The following is an 18,519-nucleotide window of genomic DNA, read 5'->3' as shown; positions in this document are numbered from 1 at the left end:
ACCAGCAGTACGCAGTCCCCCGCTTGGTAAGCAGTTGATCATCGAGGGAAGAACGGAGGAGCCGAGCGCCATCAGGATCGCCCGGGCGGAGGTCTGAGCCCGGGTACCGCAGGACATCGATAGTGAGGTGGTCTCCGGTCAAGCAACCGCGATCCCCGCACCCCCGACAGCATTTCGGTCGGGTCGGCGGAAACAGAAGGCCGGCGCAGTACCAGGGCCGGTAGATGGTGTAGCTGTTCCTTCGGGGCCCTGGTGCCGTACGGCACCAGGGCCCCTCCACGCGTTCCACAGAGAGAGGTGCAAGTGACAGCACAAGACTCGTTCGACGGCCGTCTCGACGACGACGACTACCCCGCCTACACCATGGGCCGGGCCGCAGAAATGCTCGGCACCACCCAAGCCTTCCTCCGCGCCATCGGCGAAGCCCGCCTCATCACCCCGCTCCGCTCCGACGGTGGGCACCGCCGGTACTCGCGCTACCAGCTGCGCATCGCCGCCCGCGCCCGGGAACTCGTCGACCAGGGCACCCCCATCGAGGCCGCCTGCCGCATCATCATCCTCGAAGACCAACTCGAAGAAGCCCAGCGCATCAACGCCGAATACCGCCGCACCGCCGGATCATCCGCTCCGTCGTCCGCAGTCTGACGACTACATCTGCGAGGCAACGGTCCGGCGGACCGGGGCCTCCCATGGTGAGCGCCCGAGGCCGTGTGCCGCACCGGGGCCGGTCCTTCAGCCGCCGCGGCCGGTGGGCAGGCAGGCAGATGTGGCCTGCCGCAGGACGACCAGGCGCCTGAGGTGCCTGAAGTCATGCCTGGTGCTGATGGCCGACCTCGCGTACCAGGTCCAGCCGATCCCCGTGTCGATGACCGGCAGGTGGACGCAGATGCGCAGCAGGTGGCGCTGTGCGGAAGGAATCCTCCACCTCGGTCCGTAGATGGGCGTCGGGACCATCGGCACGCACGATCCAAAGTCCCCGCTTCTCAGCGAAGCCTTGGAGCACGGCGGCGGGCGTCGGCTGCCGAAACGGCGGGCCGGTCAGCGGGGTTGCCTCAGGACCCCGGCCGACCGGGCCTGCGGATCGTGGTCCGTGTTGTCGCCGCTTCGGGCAAAACCCGGATCCGGACCAGTTCCGGACCAGCACCTCGCCGCCTGAACCATCTGCGCTCGTTATGGCTTGTCAGCAGGGGTACGAGCCGTGTACCACCAGGAGACGAAGAACCTCCTCGTGTCCTACTCCCCGAAGAAGCTCGGCTACTTCTAGAGCCGCGGAAGAGGCGGGGCCGTTTCGGATCGCTCCGAAACGGCCCCTTGATCCCCGCGCAGCCCCGTCAGTCGGCGGCCCGGCGCCTGCCCCGTCGGCGGCGCGGGTACGGCAGGAGCCGCGGCGAGCGTTTGGCGGCCACGTCCTCGACCCAGCCGAAGGTCAGGATCAGGAGGCCGACCAGCGGGATCGCCACCAGCAGGGTGAACCATTGGCTGGCCAACAGCCACTGGAGGTTGTCGTAGAAGAAGGGGACGCTCCAGAGGGGGTCGATCAGCGGGATCGCGGCCACCAGTGCCATCTGGTGCCACAGGTAGACGCTGACGGCGCGTGCGTTGAGCAGGGCGACCAGTCCGTTCCACCGTTCCAGCAGCCTGGGCCACCGCTCCCAGGACGGGCTCATGTGGAGCAGGATGGCGACGAAGCCCAGGGACCACAGGGCCTGGGCGATCGGCCAGGACTCGATGTCGGTCGCCACGGTCGGATCGACCGGGCGGGTCTGCAGGTACCAGAAGCCGGCCACCATGACCAGAGGCGCGATGGACGGCAGTACGTACTGCGGGATCCTCTTGAGCAGCCCCTCCTGGTGGGCCATGCCGAGGATCCAGCAGGAGCCGAACATGGTGAAATCGTTGGCGTTCTCCCAGACCCGGCCGTAGACGAACTCCTGGTCCGCGAAGAACGTGTTCATGACGATCAACAGCGCCAGGGGGCTGAACAGCGTCACCCACGGAAGCCGTCGCAGCGCCCAGAGCATCAGCGGTGAGAGCAGCACGTACCACAGGTAAGCCCGGAGGTACCAGAGCGGGACGGTGATCTGCAGGGCCCAGCCGCCGTCCACGAGCCCAAAACCGGGCAGGCCTTCCCCGTACGGCGGAGTGCTCAGCGGCAGGATCCAGAACGCCAGCTTGGTCCACCACCACGTGGGGTGGCCGTCGGAGTCGGGGCCCCAGCCGTCGAGGATCTGGAGGGTGATCAGGACGGCGCCGAACAACCACATCGGCGGCAGAAGCCGGCGCAGTCGGCCGCGGATCACGCCGAGAGCGGGACGGCTGAGCGAGCGGGCCATCAGCGAGCCGGCCAGCGCGAACATCACGCCCATCGACGGGAAGACGAGGGGCAGCCAGAACCAGCCGAAGTTGTGGTAGACCATCACGCGGACCAGCGCGAGCGCGCGCAGCAGGTCGAGATAGAGGTCCCGGCCGCCCTTGCGTGTGGACGGTGCCTCGGGATCCGGCTCCCGCTCCTGCTCCTGCTGCTGTCGCAGGGCGGCGGGGATCCTCAACTGGACGGTTTCCTGGGTGCGCCCGAGGTCCATGTATGCAGTCACTGTCAGGCCTCCACCGGTACGGCGACCTCGCCGGTGCGCCGGAGCTTCTGCCAGCGCAGTCGGCCACCGGTCATCGCCGTGATCGCGGACTGCAACAGGACGATGTACATCAGCTGCCGGTAGACCAGCTGCTGGATCGGCAGGCTGATCAGATGCCAGGGCTTCTCGTTGTCGAGCCTGAAGGCGTACCAGGACAGTGCGGCCTGGAGCAGAATGAAACCGCCCCAGCTGGTGAGGGTGATCCCGGCGTCCCCGAAGAACACGCCGTACAGCAGGAACAGGTCGACCAGCGGCGCCAGCAGCGGGGCGACCACGCCGAACAGCACGACGAGCGGCAGCCCGAGTCGGCCGAAGCGCCCGGCCGGGCCGCGGGCGGTCACCGCGCCGCGGTGCTTCCACATCGCCTGCATGCTGCCGTAGCTCCAGCGGTACCGCTGGGACCAGAGCTGCTGGAGGCTGGCGGGAGCCTCGGTCCAGGCGCGGGCGCGCTCGGCGTAGACGATCCGCCAGCCGTCGCAGAGCACCGCGATGGTGATGTCGGTGTCCTCGGCGAGGGTGTCGTCGCTCATCCCGCCGACCCGCTGCAGGGCCTCCTTGCGGAAGGCGCCGACCGCGCCGGGGATGGTCTGGATGACGCCCAGCATGTCGTACATGCGGCGGTCCAGATTGTGGCCGAGGACGTACTCGATGTGCTGCCAGGCGCCGATGAGGCTGTCGCGGTTGCCGACCTTGGCGTTGCCCGCGACCGCGCCGATCTCCGGGTCACCGAAGGGCTGGACCAGCTCGCGCACCGTGGACGGCTCGAAGACGGTGTCGCCGTCCATCATCACGATGATGTCGTGCGAGGAGGCCGCGATGCCCGTGTTGAGCGCGCTGGACTTGCCTCCGTTGACCTGGCGGACCAACCGGACGAACGGCAGGTCCATCTCCTCGACTATGTCCGCGGTGCCGTCCGTGGAGCCGTCGTCGATGACGATCACTTCGATCGGATAGTCACTGGCGGCAAGGGAGTTGAGGGTATTGGCTATGCACTCGAGCTCGTTGTAGGCCGGGACCAGTACGGTGACCGGCTCGATGACGGGTGGCCCCCAGGCGTCCCGCCGCTTGGAGCGGCGGGCGTGGATCGGTGCGAGAACGAGCATCAGCGCGAACCGGCCGAAGTTGAGGAAGCCGACGAGGGCCAGCAGCCCGACCAGCACCGGCAGGGTGTGCACGGCGACCTGGGTGGCCCAGATGAACCCCTTGCCCGCCCACAGCTGGAAACCGTGCACCGGCACGGTGGCGCTGGAGGCACCGAGTGCCTCGGAGATGGTGGTGAAGCGGTAGCCCTGGGCCTGCAGCCTGTCGATGATCTGCTCGAGCGCGGCGATGGTCTGGGTGCGGTCGCCACCCGCGTCGTGCAGCAGGATCAGCGCGCCGGCGCCGGGCTTGGCCGGCATCGCCGCGTTGACGATCGCGTCGACTCCGGGACGCCTCCAGTCGTCGGTGTCGCGGTCGATGAACGCGGTGAGGTAGCCGCGCGCGCCGACGTACTTGATCACCGGGTAGTTCCAGTCGTCCATCGCCGAGGCGTCGGAGGAGTACGGCGGGCGGAACAGCGCGCTGTGGACGCCCGCGACGCCGGCCAGCGCCAGCTGCGTCTGAGCCAGCTCCCAGCTGATCCGGGCGTGGGACTGGTAGACGAGATCGGGGTGGGTAAAGGTGTGCACGCCGAGTTCGTGGCCGCCCGCGACGATCTGCCGGATCAGCTCCGGGTTGCGCGTGGTCATGGCGCCGGTCACGAAGAAGTCCGCACGGACGTTGCGGGCCGCGAGCACCTCGAGGATCTTCGGAGTCCACTCCGGCGAGGGACCGTCGTCGAAGCTCAGAACCGCGGTGCGGTCGGGGATGTGATAGCTCACGGGCTTCGCGTTCTTGCTGCCGCGCGCGTCGATGATCGGACCGCCCTTGAGCAGGTGGTCCGGCACGGTCGTCTTGTCGACCGAGATCGCGATCCGGTCGTCGTGGAACGCCTCGTTGGTGGCGAGGCCGCGCAGCACGAGGAGCGCGAGCAGGCACGCCAGCAGGGACAGCGGCATGAAGAAGCGCAGCGGCGGCGCGGCCAGTCGGCGCGGCCTCAGCAGGGACTGCCGGCGGCGCTGATGGCGGGACAATGACGCTCCTGGAGATGGGTGGTGCGGGCGATCAGGGGTTCTTGGCCGGTTGGCCCGAAGGCCTTGCCCCGGGCGGCGCGGTGATCGTGGGCTTCGCCGGGGTGGCCGTGCGCTTCGCCGGGGTGGCCGTGGCCTTCGACGAGGTGGCCGAGGCCTTCGTCCGGGGTGTAGCCGACTGTGTGGCCGTCCGGGGTGAGGACGACGCGGCCGCCGCGGACGGCGGGGTGGGCGACAGCGACGGCACGGGTGAGGGCGGCGGGGCGGGCGACCGCGAGGGCTGCGCGGGTATGCCCATCGCCGGGGCGTCCGCCTGCACACCGATCAGGCTGCTGCCCATGGCGACCGCCAGGACCGCGCCGACCACGGAGACCGGCCAGCCGAGGCCCCGCAGCAGACGGCCGCGCAGACCCGACTGGTCGACGAAGACCGGTGCGGGAGCGGGCTCGTCAAAGCTCGACTCGGACATTTCAGGCTGTGCCTGGTGCGCCGATCCGCGATCAATTGAGGTAATGGTTGAGCGCACCTTGCGGGGCCTTTCAGTGCAGGGTACGTGGACCGCGGGATGGCAGGGCGAACGCTAGTGCACCGGCCCGAATCGACTTGGGCTCGATGTGCCCTTTTGGCGCGATCTGCTCAGGCTCCGTAATCGGATCGAAATGGCAATTGACAGTACCGACCGGTAAGTCCGCCGGCCCGGTTACGGAAAATGATCAGCGCTTTTTGGGCCGGGGTCGGCGAAAGTCGCGCCGAACCCTAGGATGACCCCCCTCATGTGATCAGCCGTTGATCCTCATGCAAAGGGCGTGTCCACGTACCGCCTCTACGCCCCAAGGAGCCCGTGTGAGCCAGCCCCGCCGCACCTCTCGTCGCCGCGCGTGGACCGCGCTCACGCTGCCCGCCCTCCTGTGCGTGCTCGCCGCGTGCTCCGGCGGCCCCGCCGGCGAGGCCGCCGCGCCCGCCCCCAGCGCCTCGCCGACCCCGTCCGGACCGCCGGGAACCCTGTTCGACGACTTCCACTACAGCGGCCCCGACGACCCCGCGCTCACCGCCCACGGCTGGGAGATCCGCACTGGTGGGGGCGGCCCGGGGATCAAGGACACCTGGTCCGCTGCCGGCGCCGGCTTCCCCTCCGACGCGACCGCCCAGGGGGGCCGGGTCCTGCAGCTGCAGTCCTCCACCGACGGCACCAAGCAGGGCACCCGGCAGGTCGAGGTGCAGAGCACCGGTACCCCCCTCTTCACGGGGACCTTCGCCGCTCGGGTCTACCTGAGCGACAAGCCCACGAGCGGTCGCAACGGCGACCACGTCGTCGAGACCTTCTTCCCGATTTCCGCCTCGGACTCCTCGGCGAACTACAGCGAACTCGACTACGAGTACCTGCCGAACGGCGGCTGGGGATCGGTGGGTTCGCAACTCCACACCACGAGCTGGTACAAGGCCGATCCGCCGGACCGGGTCACCCACGCGCTCAAGCAACGCCTTGAGGGCTGGCACATCATGATGATCACCTTCGTGAACGGAAAGGTCACCTATTCCCTGGACGGCAAGGAACTGTTCACCAGCTCCGGCAAATACGTCCCGCGCGAGAAGATGGACATCCACTTCAGCAACTGGTTCATCGACCTTCCGTTCACCGGTGGTGCGCGCACATGGAACATGAAGGTCAACTGGTTCTACTACAAGGCCGGTGAGGCCGTTTCCCAGGCGGACGTCCAGAAAACGGTGGACGGCTTCTACAGCGCCGGCATCAACTACATCAACACCGTGCCGAAGTCCTGACCCCGGTCCGGGGGCCGGCTCGGACCGCCCGGACCGAGGTGTGCGAGCGCGCTCTTCAGCGGCGGCGTGCGCAGGTCCAGGCTCCCATTCCCTGGATCTTGGCGAGTCTCCTCGCCGTCGCGATCTGCTCGGCCTTCGTGGCGAGGTCCGCGCGTGGTGCGTACCTGCGGCCTCCTGCCGCCTTCCAGCTCGACTGGGTGAACTGCAGCCCGCCGTAATGGCCGTTGCCGGTGTTCGCCCGCCAGTTCCCGCCGGATTCACACCGGGCGATGGCGTTCCAGTCGGGGTTGGGTTTGGAGTGGACCGCGGCGGCGTGGGCGCCGGACACGTCCAGCAAAGCCACGGTGAACAAGACTGCGGAGGCCAGTAGTTGGCCCATCGTGCTCCGGCTTCGCCGGTCCCTGCGGTGGCGCGACATCAGTCCTCCTTCGCTGTTGGGGCGGGCCTGCCACGAACAGCGGGCGGGCCCGCGTACGGCCGTCTTCGGGCCGTGGCCACAGCACAGCACGGACCGACGCGCTTCCAGCGGCACTTGCCGTCGGCGAAGGGATGACGCCACCCGAACGGACGCTCCAGGCCCCTCCTGAGGCCGTCATCGCGGGGGAACGGCCAACCCCCGGGCGGGACGAGGAAGCGGCCCTCCACTGCGTGGAGGGCCGCTTGCGGTGGGTGCTCGGCGGAGCCCCGGCAGGAACGGCGTTGCGGGGCCTCTCGCCCGGCCCTACGCCGACCCGCTGCGCGATGCCGTTACGGCGCCACCTTCAGCAGCTTGTTCGCGGTGCCGGTGGACGGGTTCTTGATGGCGCCCGTCGTCGCGGCCCCGGTCAGGGCGGCGGCGGTGTCGGCAGGTGTCGCCGACGGGTTGGCCGCCAGGTACAGGGCGGCGGCGCCCGCTACGTGGGGAGCGGCCATCGAGGTCCCCGAGATCGTCTTGACGCCGGTATCGCTGTCGTTCCAGGTCGACGTGATGTCCGAGCCGGGCGCGTACAGGTCCACCACGGAGCCGAAGTTCGAGAACTCCGACTGCTGGTCGCCCTTGGTGCTGGACGCGACGGTGAGCGCATCGGCCACCCGGGAGGGCGAGCCCTGCCCGGCATCGGAGGACTCGTTGCCGGCCGCCACGGCGAAGGAGACACCGGAGGCGATGGCGCGCTTGACGGCCGCGTCCAGGGCCTCGTCCGCACCGCCGCCGAGGCTCATGTTGGCGACCGACGGCCCGGAGTGGTTCTTCGTCACCCAGTCGATGCCCGCCACGACCTGCTCGGTGGTGCCGGATCCGTTGTCGTCGAGCACCCGCACCGCGACGACCTTGGCCTTCTTCGCGACACCGTGTGAGGTGCCGGCGATGGTGCCCGCCACATGGGTGCCGTGGCCGTTGCCGTCGTCAGCGGTGTCATCGTTGTCGACCGCGTCGAATCCGTGAGCGGCCCGACCGCCGAAGTCCTTGTGCGAGACCCTGACGCCCGTGTCGATGACGTACGCGGTCACCCCCTCGCCGCCGTTGGCGGGGTACGTGTACTTCTGGTCACCTGCCGTGCCGGCCTGGTCGATCCGGTCCAGGCCCCACGACGGGGGCTTCTCCTGTGTCTCGTTGATGCTGAAGCGCTTGTTCTGCACGACCGTGCCGACGGCAGGGTCCGCGGCGAGCTGCTTGGCCTCCTTCTCCGTCAGGCCGGACGCGGAGAAGCCGTTGACTTCGGAGCCGTAGGAGCGCTCCAGCTTGCCGCCGTACTTCTTCGCCAGGCCCTCCTTGTTCGCGGATGCGTCGAGGATGACGACGAAGCTGCCGTCCACGGCGCCCGGGGCGCCGAGTCCGTGCACCGTTCCTTCGGCCGGTGTGGCCGCCCCGGCGAGGGGGCTCGCGAAGAAGGCCGCGGCGGCCGCTGTTGCGGCGCCCGTGACTATGGCCGCGTTGCGAAGGCCGTTGGATCGCTTGTGAGTTGCCATGTAGGAGGTTCTCCTCGTTGTGACGTGTGGGGCGTCAAACGTTCTGAGGAACCCTGTTCCGATTGACAGGAGCAAATCAAGGGCGAACCGGGGGTAAGGACTTGTTCAACAAGGTTTCTTAAAAGGCTCTCCACACCGCCCCCATCTCGCACACAGGTTCAGGCGAACTCCCTTGCGAAACACACACGTTCTCGGAACTCTGCGGAACCGTGCGTTCGGATAGCGATCCGGGGCCGCGGAGGCGGCCGAATCGACAAGACGAGACGGTTCGGGCCGCAGTATGCTGGTCCCATGTGCGTGCACTACCTGTTCCTCTGACCCTGCTGCGCGATCCGGACCCGGCCACCGCGTAGCCGGTTCGCGCAGCCCTCCGCCGGAAAGCAGGTACCGCGCTCCCAGAGGACTCCCCATGCGCCCCGCCACCACCACCGCCGCCTCAACCGCACCGGCCGCGCAGCTCGCTCTCACCGACGTCTCCAAGGCCTACGGCGACCGCGTCGTGCTCGACCAGGTCTCCTTCACCCTGCGCCCCGGCGAGAAGGCCGCCGTCATCGGCGAGAACGGCTCCGGCAAGTCGACCCTCATGCGACTGATCGCCGGGGTCGAGGCACCCGACCACGGCCGGATCACCCGAAGCTTCCCCGGCGGCGTCGGTCACCTCGCGCAGACCCTCGGTCTCGGGCCGGACCGCACCGTGCGGGACGCCGTGGACTCCGCCCTGCACGAGCTGCGGACGCTGGAGGCGGGCATCCGGGCCGCCGAGGCGGCGCTCGCCGACGCCGGGCCCGCCGAGCTCGACGCGTACGGTGACCTGCTCACCGCGTACGAGGCCCGCGACGGCTACGCGGCCGACGCCCGCACCGACGCCGCCCTGCACGGGCTCGGGATCGGGCACGTCGGACGCGAGCGGACCCTCGGCTCGCTGTCCGGCGGTGAACAGTCCCGGCTGGCCCTCGCCTGCGTACTCGGCGCGTCACCGGAACTGCTGCTGTTGGACGAGCCGACCAACCACCTCGACGAACCGGCCGTGGCGTGGCTGGCGGAGCGGCTCCGCGCCCACCGGGGGACGCTGATGGTCATCACGCACGACCGCGCGTTCGTGGAGGCCGTGGCGACGACCGTGCTGGAGGTCGACCGCGATCTGCGGACCGTCACGCGGTACGGGGACGGCTGGGCGGGCTACCGTGCCGCCCGGGCGGCGGCCCGCCGGGGGCGCGAGCAGCGCCACCAGGAATACCTCGGCGAACTCGCCCGTACGCAGCGCCTCGTCGACGCCGCGGGGCAGCGGCTGGCCACCAGCGGCAAGGACCCCGGGGAGGGCTTCGGCAAGCACCGGCGCTCGCACGAGGCCAAGCTGTCGGGGCAGGTCAGGGCGGCGCGACGGCATCTGGACCGGCTGCTGCGGGAGCCCGTCGAGGCGCCTCCCGAGCCGCTTCGGTTCGCCGCCCGGATCGACGAGGACGGCGGCGCCCCGCCGGAGGACACCCCGTACGTGGCGGAACTGGCCGCGGTCCGGGTCGACGGGCGGCTGGACGTACCGGAGTTGGCGATCGGCCCGGGGGCCCGGCTGCTGGTCTCGGGCCCGAACGGAGCCGGCAAGTCCACGCTGCTGCGGGTGCTCGCCGGAGACCTCGCGCCGGACCAGGGCACGGTGCGGTGCGGGACATCGGTCGGCTACCTCCCGCAGGAGGTCGCGTTCGACCCGGGCCGGCACCCGCTGCTGCACGGCTTCGCGGCCGGACGCCCCGGCGACCCGGAGGAGTACGCCGAGCAGCTCCTCGGCCTCGGCCTGTTCCGCGCGGAGGACCTGCGCGTGCCCGTGGCCGCGCTCTCGGTCGGCCAGCGCCGCCGGCTGGAACTGGCCCGGCTCGTGACGCGCCCCGCCGGGCTGCTCGTACTGGACGAGCCGACCAACCACGTGTCCCCCGCGCTGGTCGAGGAGTTGGAGGACGCCCTGGCCGCCTTCCGCGGCGCGGTCGTCGCCGTCTCCCACGACCGCCGCTTCCGCTCCGCCTTCACCGGCCCCGGCCTGGAACTCCGGGCGGGCTCCCCGGTGGCGGGCTCGGTACGGCACGTCTAGGTCTGTTGGCCCGCCTCGTCCGCTGGAGGCGGGACCCCTCCGGTCAGAGGTCCCAGGACCTCGGGCGTTCCAGCGCCTCCCACTCCGTACGGAGCAGGGACAGGACGGCGACGTCGAGGCGGCGCCCGCGGTGCAGACAAGCCGAGCGGCGCACTCCCTCCCGTACGAATCCCGCCTTGGCCAGGACACCGAGCGCGGCCGCGTTGCCGGTGTGGGTGACGGCCTGGACGCGCTGCATGGGCAGTTCGCCGAAGGCGAGGTCGGTCAGTGCCTCCAGCGCGTCGGTGCCGTGGCTCTGCCCCCGGTGCTCCGGGGCCATCATCAGGTGGACTTCCGCCGTACCGTCGACCATGTCCTGATCGACGAGCGCGATGTGGCCGATCGGGGTGCCGTCGGGGAGCAACACCATGAAGTCGTCACGGTCGTGATCGTCCCGGTCCCGCTCCATGCGCTCGCGCAGTGAGGTGAGGGAGCGCGGCCAGAAGCCGATCTCAAGAGCGGCCACCGGGTCGGACCGCCAGGTGTGCATCAACTCGGCGTCTTCGGCATCGAGCGGTGCGAGGCCGACCGCCCTCCCCCGCCAACACGTCACTCGGTCCGTCTCCACGGCCGCCAGGTCCAACTCGTTCTCGATCACGGGCGGATGCTACGGGCCTCCGGAGCCGGGCGACCAGCGAATTCCGCGCCGTCGTCCGGGAACGGCGCCCCCGTCGGGGACGGTGCCTACAATGTCTGGATGATCTTCATCGTGGTGAAATTCCCCGTCAAGCCCGAACACGTCGAGCAGTGGCCCGAGACGGTCGCGGAGTTCACCCGCGCCACCCGTGCCGAGCCCGGCAACCTGTGGTTCGAGTGGTCCCGCAGCCTTGAGGAGCCCGACACCTACGTTCTGGTCGAGGCGTTCCACGACGGCGCCGCGGAGGCGCACGTGACCTCCGAGCACTTCCGGACCGCGCTGGAGACCATGCGCCCCCTGGTCACCCGTACGCCCCACATCGTCAGCACCACCATCGAGGGCGCCGACGGCTGGAGCCGGATGGGCGAGCTGCAGGTCGACTGACCGCGGCTCACGGTCGGCGGGCGGACCGCGGGCCGGTCGCGGGCCGGTCGCGGGCCGAGCCGGATGTTCAGCCGCCGCAGGTCATCGAGAAGGGAACCGCGTTGGACGTCCCGGCGAAGGGCTGGCGCAGCTCCACGCCGATCTCGCTGTTCAGCGTTCCGGCCTTCGCGTACGTCGTCAGGCGCACCGTGTCCTGACTCGTACGGGTTCCCTCGTCCCCGATCGACAGGACGCGCCAGTGCGGATCGACCACTGATCCGTCCTTGGAAACCCAGCGGTAGGAGATCCGGGTCGGCTCCGCCGCGGTGAACGTCGCCGTGAACGTGGGCGCCTGATGGCCCGGCGACGGACAGGCTCCCGCGTACGTGGTGTTCGAGCCCACCACCGAGACGCGTACGGCCGAGGCGGCCGGCGTGGTGCCGGCTTCCCGCAAGGACGCGCTCGCCCCGGCGGGAGCCTGGTCGGCGCCCGCTTCGTTGCCCTCGGACCGGTCGGTCAACGCGTACCCCAGCCCCGCCACGAGCAGGGCACAAGCCGCCGCGCCGGCCCCCACCACGGCCTTGCGCCGCTTGCGCGGGCGGCGGGCCGGCGCGGGCGGTGCGAAGTGGCCGGTGTCCGCGACGGGTGGGGGCACGGTCGCCGCCGCCGTGGCGGGTTCGAGGGGGGTGACGTCGGTCGTCTCCGGTTCGGAGCCGGGCAGGGGGGCGAGGGGGGCGGCGGCCGTCGTCGACCCCGTGTCGAGGCCCGGAGCGAGCGCCGCGGTGTGGGCGGCCTGCGACGCGGTGGCGTCGTCCGCGGGCGACGGCACACCCCGGCCGATGTCCCGCAGCGCGACCGCGACCCGCTCGGCAGGGGTCCGCTCGGCAGGCTCCTTGCGGAGCAGTCCTTCGATGACGGCCGCGAGAGGACCGGCCCGGCGCGGCGCGGGAAGTTCCGCGTCGACGACGGCGCGCAGGGTGCTCAGCGCGGAGTCCTGACGGAACGGGGAGATGCCCTCGACGGACGCGTACAGCAGCACGCCGAGGGACCACAGGTCGGACTCCGGGCCGGAGGGGCGGCCGAGCGCCCGCTCCGGGGGTAGGTATTCAGGGGAGCCCACGACCTCACCGGTCATGGTGAGGGCCGTACTGCCCTCGACCATCGCGATGCCGAAATCGCCGAGCACCACCCTTCCGTCGTCGGCGAGCAGCACATTGGCCGGCTTCACGTCCCGGTGTTCGACGCCGACGGCGTGGGCGGCGCGGAGCGCGGCCAGCACCTCGGCGCCGATGCGCGCGGCGTGCTGCGGGGTGATCGGCCCGGAGCTCAGCAGTTCGGCCAGCGACCGCCCGCGGATCAGTTCCATCACGATCCAGGGGCGGTCGTCGTCCATGGCCACGTCGTACACCGTCACCACGTTGCGGTCGGCTATCCGTGCGGCTGCCCACGCCTCACGTTCCAGCCGGCTGTACATGCGCGCGATGTCGGCGGCGCGCACGCCGAGCGGGGCGCGCACCTCTTTGACGGCGACCTCCCGGTGCAGCGTCTCGTCGTGAGCGCGCCACACGGTTCCCATTCCGCCTTCGCCGAGACGGCACAGCAGGCGGTAGCGGCCTGCGACCAGTCGTCCACCGTCCGGCTGCTCCGGCACGGAATCCTCGTTGTACATCGCGGTGGTTCTCCCCACTCCTTGCCCAAGCGGCCCGGCGTCGCGATCTGCGAGAGCCGCCGCGAACACCACGGGCGGACCGGGCCGTTTGGTTCAACGCGACTCCGGAGAAGCTCGATTTCGGGAGGGCGTGAACCAAAACCTCCCCGACGGCGTGTGTGTACCGGGTGGAGCCGGCATCGTTCGCGAGGAGTGTGGAGTGGCATCGGTCATCGTAGGGCGCACGGGTCCCTTCACGGGGCAGAGCGTGGTTCTGGGCAGCGCCCCCCTCACCTTCGGGCGCAAGAGCGACAGCGGCATCGTGATCGTGAGCCCCAGCGCCTCCCGGCTGCACGCCGAGATCGTCACGGAGGACGCCGGATTCGTCCTCTACGACCGGGACAGCAGGAACGGCACGTACGTCAACGACGAACGCGTCACCCGGCACGTGCTGCGTCCGAACGACTGCGTCCGGATCGGTGACGAGACCTTTCTCTACGAGGCGCAGGACGCCATGGAGACGGTCATCAACCTCTCCCAGCTGGACGTCCCGCGCGCGGGCGTCGGCACGGACCCCGGCGTGCTGCGGGTCACGGTCTCCGGCGGGGGCCCGGTGGGTCTCGCCTTCGCGCTGGCCCTGGAGGAGACGCTCCACGGGCGCGTGGCCATCACCGTCCACGACGGACGATGGATCAGGAAGGACTCCGGGATCGTCTGGAAGGGCGAGGAGCAGGGCAACGTCCGCCGCCAGCAGGTCGTGACCGTGCAGAGCCGGCAGTACCTCGCGCTGTCCGAGGAGGTGCGGTCGGCTCTGTTCGACGAAGGCGCCTACTCGGAGATGTGGCCCGTCGGACCGGACTCCGTCGACGGGAGCCCTCCCCGCAACATCCGGATCGCGTACATCGAGAACCGGCTCCTGGAGCTGGCCAACACGAAGGCGGCGATCCGGCTCGTTCCGAGCCGCTTCGACCCGCAGGAGCAGCAGAGCCGCCTGGCGCAGGAACACGTCCTGGCGATCTGCGAGGGCGGGCGTTCCCGGACCCGCGAGCACTACGGCGACCGCTTCGGCGGGGCCGACTCGTCGATCTACTCACTCGACGGGGAGCACCTGCAGGACGTCGTTCTCGGGCTCCGGGTCAAATCGAAGCTGTCCGACCCGATGAGCGTGCTGCTGACCGTGTCGCAGAACCGGTTCCTGCTCAACTCGCTGAGGGGCGAGGGTTTCCTGAACATGCGCCTCACGCGTGAGGAGGCCAAGAGCGTGATCGGCATCGACCCGGTCCGTCAGGTCTTCGAGGAGTGCATCGCCGCGCGTCCCTGCCTGATGAGCCGTGAGGAGGACAACGAGTTCCGCTGCCCGACGCACGGGACGCTCTTCCTGCCGGCCCTGCTGCGGAGCTCGCCGCTGTGGAAGGAGATCCGGCAGGGCCTGAACCTGTTCGGCGTGGCCGAGGACGATCTGTCGGCCATCACCTCGTTCCGGCTGGACATGGTGCAGCGCCCGAGGTTCACGGCCCAGCTGAACCGCCCGACCGCGACGAGCCCGGGCACGTACGGCTTCCTGCTGGGTGACGCCGCCAACGCCATCCACTTCTGGCCCGGTCGGGGCCTCAACAGCGGTCTCGCCTCGGCCACTTCCCTGGCCCGCACCCTCGTTCGCGCGTGGCGGGGGAAGCCGCTGCGCGACGCCGACTTCATCCGGCACGAGGCGGCCATGTCCATGCTCCAGTACCGGCACAAGAGCCGGGCCTGGAACGCCATGGTGACCACCGACGAACAGGGCACCACCCGTGCGATCAAGGACATCATCGCCCGCAGTGCGGAACCGCGACGTGGCACCGGTTCCGCGCCGGACCGGGCCGACCTCGGCGTCGGCATCGAACTCGACGGGCTCCTCGACCGGATGGCGGCGATCCGCGATCGGCTGGCGCCCCGGCTGCCCGGAATGCCCACGGACGCGGAACTGCGCTCCCACCTCGCCACGGTCGCGCCCGCCACCCTGCGGGTCCTTCAGGAGAGCGGAGCCTGGGACACCCTGATCGTCGGCGGAGAGGAGGCCGACATCGACCTCTTCTACCAGTCGGACTCGCCGGTCTACGTCCCGCGCCCGGCCGACCCGCGCAGCCCCGCGCCGGCCGGCGACCTACGGGAAGCGGTGTCCTGAACCACTCACCGCGCACCGGGCAGCGGCACGGCACCGGACGAGCAGCGTGATGCACGCCGCCCCCGTCACCGATGAGCGGGCGGCGGCCGGGTGGCCCGGCCGTCGACGTACGTCGCCACCACCTCGATGTCGCCGATGCGCGAGATCTCGACGCGGTGCGGGTCGTCTCCGAGTACGACCAGGTCCGCGCGTTTGCCCGGGGTGAGGCTGCCCGCGGTGTCCTCCCAGTGGCAGGCGCGGGCGCCGGCGACGGTGTAGGCGTGCAGGGCCTCGTCGACGGTGATGCTCTCGTCCGGGCCGATCAGGCGGCCGGACGCGGAGGTGCGTTCGGCCATGAACTGGATGGCGCGCAGCGGGGAGCCGTCCGTCACCGGGCGGTCGGAGCTGCCGACCAGGGGGATGCCGTGATCGAGGAACCCCCGGCCCCGGTACAGCCACTTGGCCCGCTCCTCACCCATGATGGCCGCGTAGTCGTCTCCGAAGTAACGCAGGAAGTTGGGCTGGACGACCGCACTGACGCCGAGCCCCGCGAAGCGCGGGAGCTGGTCGGGGCGGATCAGGCCGGCGTGTTCGATGCGGTGCCGGGCGTCGGGGCGGGGGCGAAGGCGCTGGGCCCGTTCCAGGGCGTCCAGGGCGACGTCGGCCGCGCGATCGCCGATGGCGTGCACGGCGAGCTGCCAACCGGCGAGGTGCCCGTCCACGATCGACTGCGCGAGCGCCTCGGGGTCGTCCTGCAATTGGCCCGCGTGCCGGAGCCCTTCGTACGGGGCGCTCAGGGCCGCGGTACGGGCCATCATGCCGCCGTCGGTATAGATCTTGAGAGCGCCCACGGAGAGCCACTCGTCGCCGAAGCCGGTGCGCAGCCCGAGGTCGAGGGCCTTGGGGATGCCGTCCGCTGCGTGAGCGGCGACCGGATTGAGTCGGTCGGCGGAGACCATCAGCTGCACCCGGAGCGGCAACAGACCCTTTTCCCGGGCCAGTTGGTACGCGCCCAGTTCGACCGGGCTGTGGCCGAAGAGGGCGCCGCCGATGCCCGCCTCGGCGCAGGCGGTGATCCCCTCGGCCAGGCAGGTCCGGGCGGCACGCCCGATCGCCTCGGCCAGGTCCTGCTGGGAGTACGGGAGCCGCAGCGCGCGGGCGGCGCCCATCGCGCCCTCGGCGAGGAAGCCGTTCTCGTGCGGGACGTCCGCGGCGAGCAGGTCCAGGACGGCGGTGTTGACCACGCAGCCGTGCCCGGAGTCGTGGAGCACGTACAGCTTGTGGCCCTGGCTGACCTTGTCGAGTTCTGCGGCGGTCAGGTGGCGGCCCAGCGCGCGCTGGTCGTAACCGGCGATGCTCACCCAGGATCCGGGCGAGTCCTTCCGGGCGACGGCATGCGCCACGACGGCGAGGACGTCGTCGATCCGGGTGAGGCCCGCGATGCTCGGGGTGTTCTGCTTGAAACCGGTCCAGGGCAGGTGCACGTGGGCGTCGATGAACCCCGGGAGCACGGTGGCTCCCTGAAGGTCGATCACCTCGTGTGCGGGCAAGGAGGCCACCGCCTCGTCCAGGCTGACGATGCGGCCCCGCCAGATGCCCAGCTGGTGGGCGACCGGATGGTCCGGGTCCATGGTGAGGAAGCGGGCGTTCGTCAGCCTGGTGCAGAGCATCGGCGGTGGTGTTCCCCGTGGTTGTCGGCCGGTGTGGGTCAGGCGTCCATCGACTGCGCGAGGGAGCGGGGGCGCAGATCGGTCCAGTTGGCCTCGACGAAGTCCAGGCACGCCGCTCGGGTGTTCTCGCCGAAGACGATCGTCCACCCTCCGGGTACGTCGGCGAAGGACGGCCAGAGCGAGTGCTGGCCCTCGTCGTTCGCGAGGACGAGGAAGCGGCCTTCCGGATCGTCGAACGGATTGGTGCTCATGGTCGGCGCCTCCACGGGAAGTTACCGATAAGGTTAGGCTCGCCTAATTGCGACGAGCTTAGCTTTTGCCCTTGCCGCTCACAAGGAGGCCTCATGCGACGCCTGACCGATCCCGTCCCCGGTCGCGGGGGCGGCGCGGAGGACGCCTTCGCCGCGTTCGGACTGCCCGGCGAGCCCGGTACCGAAGCGTTCTGGGCCGCGGCGGGGACGCCCGCGTCCGTGCCTGCCGACGACGGGGGTTGGGTGACCCTCTTCCTGTGGCGCGGCTCTCCGGCGAGCATCGTCTTCGAGAGCTGGTCGGAGCCCGTGCCCCTGCGCCGGTGGGGCGACACGGACTGCTGGTACGCCGAGGTGCGCATGCCCGCGCGGCTGCGCGTGACCTACCGGTTCCTCGCGGGCGACACCCCGTACGCCGACCCGTTCAACCCGGTGGGCGCGGGCGGCGACCGGTCCATCGCGGCCACCCCGGACGCCCCGGCCCAGCCGCACTGGCCCCTCATCGGCGCCGCCGACGTCCTGCCCGTCCCCCCTGCCAGGGTCCGCTGGAGCAGCGGACTGCTGCGCGGGCGGCGCACCGTTCGGGTCCATCCGGCCGGCGGTGGCGGGCCGGTGGTGCTGCTGCTCGACGGTGACGACTGGCTGTACCTGCACCCGGCCGTGACCGCGTTCGATTCGGCCGTCGCCGGTGGCGAGATGCCGCCCGTCACCCTCGTCTTCCTGCCGGCCGGGGACCGGGAGGCCGAGTTCGGCTGCGGGCCCGAGCTGTGGGAGGCCGTCCGGGACGAACTGCTGCCGCTGGTCGCGGAAACCGGCCTGCCCGCCGACCCGCACCGCCTGGTGGTCGCCGGACAGAGCCTCGGCGGGCTGAGCGCGGTGTACGCGGCGCTGGAGTACCCGGACCTGGTGTCCCGGGTCGCCTGCCAGTCGGGTTCGTTCTGGTGGACGCCCGGCGCCCCCGACCTGCCAGACCCCCTGGCCGGCCCGGTCGGCGGCGCCATCGCGGCGCGCCTGCGCGAGCGCCCCGACCTGTCCGGCGTACGGATCGCCTTCGACCTGGGGGAACACGAGACGCGGATGCTGCCGCACTGCGAGCTGGTCGAGGCCCTGGCCGACCAGGCCGGTGCGACCGTACGGGTGTCGCGGTCGGCCTCCGGCCACGACCGGGCGGGCTGGCGGCACGCCCTGCTCCGGGATGTCGCCTGGGCACTCGGCTAG

At 70.7% G+C, this 18,519-nt stretch carries 16 protein-coding genes; 6 read left to right on the top strand and 10 right to left on the bottom strand.

Features of this window, described 5'->3' with window-relative positions:
* Nucleotides 1-303: 303 nt before the first annotated feature.
* Nucleotides 304-645 carry a MerR family transcriptional regulator gene (locus tag OG625_RS33500; RefSeq protein WP_329388465.1) on the top strand — a complete coding sequence of 114 codons (342 nt, stop codon included), beginning with the start codon at nucleotides 304-306 and terminating at the stop codon, nucleotides 643-645.
* A gap of 87 nt (nucleotides 646-732) precedes the next feature.
* On the opposite strand, the gene OG625_RS33495 is transcribed toward OG625_RS33500, so the two are convergent.
* The 4 genes from OG625_RS33495 to OG625_RS33480 form a co-directional block, all read right to left on the bottom strand.
* Complete coding sequence (locus tag OG625_RS33495) at nucleotides 733-954, bottom strand: hypothetical protein (protein WP_329388463.1); 222 nt, start codon at nucleotides 952-954, stop codon at nucleotides 733-735.
* Between the two features lie 377 nt (nucleotides 955-1,331).
* On the bottom strand, nucleotides 1,332-2,594 hold the full coding sequence (locus OG625_RS33490; protein WP_329388461.1) for an acyltransferase family protein: 1,263 nt from the start codon (nucleotides 2,592-2,594) through the stop codon (nucleotides 1,332-1,334).
* Between the two features lie 2 nt (nucleotides 2,595-2,596).
* A complete protein-coding gene (locus OG625_RS33485; RefSeq protein ID WP_443067823.1) occupies nucleotides 2,597-4,747 on the bottom strand; it encodes a bifunctional polysaccharide deacetylase/glycosyltransferase family 2 protein in 2,151 nt (716 codons plus the stop codon).
* A 31-nt stretch (nucleotides 4,748-4,778) separates the two neighbouring features.
* Entirely contained in the window at nucleotides 4,779-5,213 is a 435-nt protein-coding gene (locus OG625_RS33480; protein WP_329388459.1) for a hypothetical protein, read from the bottom strand.
* Nucleotides 5,214-5,587: 374 nt separating this feature from the next.
* Here OG625_RS33480 and OG625_RS33475 point away from each other — a divergent pair, with 374 nt between their 5' ends.
* Complete coding sequence (locus tag OG625_RS33475) at nucleotides 5,588-6,526, top strand: glycoside hydrolase family 16 protein (protein WP_329388458.1); 939 nt, start codon at nucleotides 5,588-5,590, stop codon at nucleotides 6,524-6,526.
* Nucleotides 6,527-6,581: 55 nt separating this feature from the next.
* On the opposite strand, the gene OG625_RS33470 is transcribed toward OG625_RS33475, so the two are convergent.
* Both OG625_RS33470 and OG625_RS33465 read right to left on the bottom strand, forming a co-directional pair.
* Nucleotides 6,582-6,944, bottom strand: a complete 363-nt coding sequence (locus OG625_RS33470; RefSeq protein WP_329388456.1) for a transglycosylase family protein — start codon at nucleotides 6,942-6,944, stop codon at nucleotides 6,582-6,584.
* A 329-nt stretch (nucleotides 6,945-7,273) separates the two neighbouring features.
* Nucleotides 7,274-8,473, bottom strand: coding sequence for a S8 family peptidase (locus tag OG625_RS33465; protein WP_329388454.1), 1,200 nt, complete (start codon nucleotides 8,471-8,473; stop codon nucleotides 7,274-7,276).
* Between the two features lie 409 nt (nucleotides 8,474-8,882).
* Here OG625_RS33465 and abc-f point away from each other — a divergent pair, with 409 nt between their 5' ends.
* Nucleotides 8,883-10,553 (top strand): ribosomal protection-like ABC-F family protein, encoded by a 1,671-nt coding sequence (gene abc-f, locus OG625_RS33460; RefSeq protein ID WP_329388451.1) that lies wholly within the window; start codon nucleotides 8,883-8,885, stop codon nucleotides 10,551-10,553.
* A 43-nt stretch (nucleotides 10,554-10,596) separates the two neighbouring features.
* Here abc-f and OG625_RS33455 read toward each other — a convergent pair whose 3' ends face one another.
* Complete coding sequence (locus OG625_RS33455; RefSeq protein ID WP_329388449.1) at nucleotides 10,597-11,190, bottom strand: GNAT family N-acetyltransferase; 594 nt, start codon at nucleotides 11,188-11,190, stop codon at nucleotides 10,597-10,599.
* Between the two features lie 99 nt (nucleotides 11,191-11,289).
* On the opposite strand from OG625_RS33455, the gene OG625_RS33450 reads away from it, so the two are divergent.
* Nucleotides 11,290-11,613 carry a putative quinol monooxygenase gene (locus OG625_RS33450; protein WP_329388447.1) on the top strand — a complete coding sequence of 108 codons (324 nt, stop codon included), beginning with the start codon at nucleotides 11,290-11,292 and terminating at the stop codon, nucleotides 11,611-11,613.
* Between the two features lie 67 nt (nucleotides 11,614-11,680).
* On the opposite strand, the gene OG625_RS33445 is transcribed toward OG625_RS33450, so the two are convergent.
* A complete protein-coding gene (locus OG625_RS33445) occupies nucleotides 11,681-13,261 on the bottom strand; it encodes a serine/threonine-protein kinase (RefSeq protein ID WP_329388445.1) in 1,581 nt (526 codons plus the stop codon).
* Nucleotides 13,262-13,460: 199 nt separating this feature from the next.
* Here OG625_RS33445 and OG625_RS33440 point away from each other — a divergent pair, with 199 nt between their 5' ends.
* Entirely contained in the window at nucleotides 13,461-15,404 is a 1,944-nt protein-coding gene (locus OG625_RS33440; RefSeq protein WP_329388443.1) for an FHA domain-containing protein, read from the top strand.
* 65 nt (nucleotides 15,405-15,469) lie between these two features.
* Here the strand turns inward: OG625_RS33440 and OG625_RS33435 are convergent, their stop codons facing one another.
* A complete protein-coding gene (locus tag OG625_RS33435) occupies nucleotides 15,470-17,053 on the bottom strand; it encodes an amidohydrolase (protein ID WP_329388441.1) in 1,584 nt (527 codons plus the stop codon).
* A gap of 38 nt (nucleotides 17,054-17,091) precedes the next feature.
* On the bottom strand, nucleotides 17,092-17,304 hold the full coding sequence (locus OG625_RS33430) for an MbtH family protein (protein ID WP_329388439.1): 213 nt from the start codon (nucleotides 17,302-17,304) through the stop codon (nucleotides 17,092-17,094).
* A 93-nt stretch (nucleotides 17,305-17,397) separates the two neighbouring features.
* On the opposite strand from OG625_RS33430, the gene OG625_RS33425 reads away from it, so the two are divergent.
* Entirely contained in the window at nucleotides 17,398-18,519 is a 1,122-nt protein-coding gene (locus OG625_RS33425; RefSeq protein ID WP_329388437.1) for an alpha/beta fold hydrolase, read from the top strand.

This window comes from Streptomyces sp. NBC_01351 (assembly GCF_036237315.1).
Taxonomy (GTDB): Bacteria; Actinomycetota; Actinomycetes; order Streptomycetales; family Streptomycetaceae; genus Streptomyces.
Note: the sequence above shows the minus strand (reverse complement) of the source record. Positions and strands in the feature narration are given on the sequence as shown.

What these genes read in the sequence shown, in the direction of transcription:
- OG625_RS33495 (WP_329388463.1), bottom strand. Translation starts at nt 954, where the DNA reads ATGGTCCCGACGCCCATCTACGGACCGAGGTGGAGGATTCCTTCCGCA.
- OG625_RS33480 (WP_329388459.1), bottom strand. Translation starts at nt 5,213, where the DNA reads ATGTCCGAGTCGAGCTTTGACGAGCCCGCTCCCGCACCGGTCTTCGTC.
- OG625_RS33470 (WP_329388456.1), bottom strand. Translation starts at nt 6,944, where the DNA reads ATGTCGCGCCACCGCAGGGACCGGCGAAGCCGGAGCACGATGGGCCAA.
- OG625_RS33465 (WP_329388454.1), bottom strand. Translation starts at nt 8,473, where the DNA reads ATGGCAACTCACAAGCGATCCAACGGCCTTCGCAACGCGGCCATAGTC.
- abc-f (WP_329388451.1), top strand. Translation starts at nt 8,883, where the DNA reads ATGCGCCCCGCCACCACCACCGCCGCCTCAACCGCACCGGCCGCGCAG.
- OG625_RS33450 (WP_329388447.1), top strand. Translation starts at nt 11,290, where the DNA reads ATGATCTTCATCGTGGTGAAATTCCCCGTCAAGCCCGAACACGTCGAG.
- OG625_RS33445 (WP_329388445.1), bottom strand. Translation starts at nt 13,261, where the DNA reads ATGTACAACGAGGATTCCGTGCCGGAGCAGCCGGACGGTGGACGACTG.
- OG625_RS33435 (WP_329388441.1), bottom strand. Translation starts at nt 17,053, where the DNA reads ATGCTCTGCACCAGGCTGACGAACGCCCGCTTCCTCACCATGGACCCG.
- OG625_RS33430 (WP_329388439.1), bottom strand. Translation starts at nt 17,304, where the DNA reads ATGAGCACCAATCCGTTCGACGATCCGGAAGGCCGCTTCCTCGTCCTC.
- OG625_RS33425 (WP_329388437.1), top strand. Translation starts at nt 17,398, where the DNA reads ATGCGACGCCTGACCGATCCCGTCCCCGGTCGCGGGGGCGGCGCGGAG.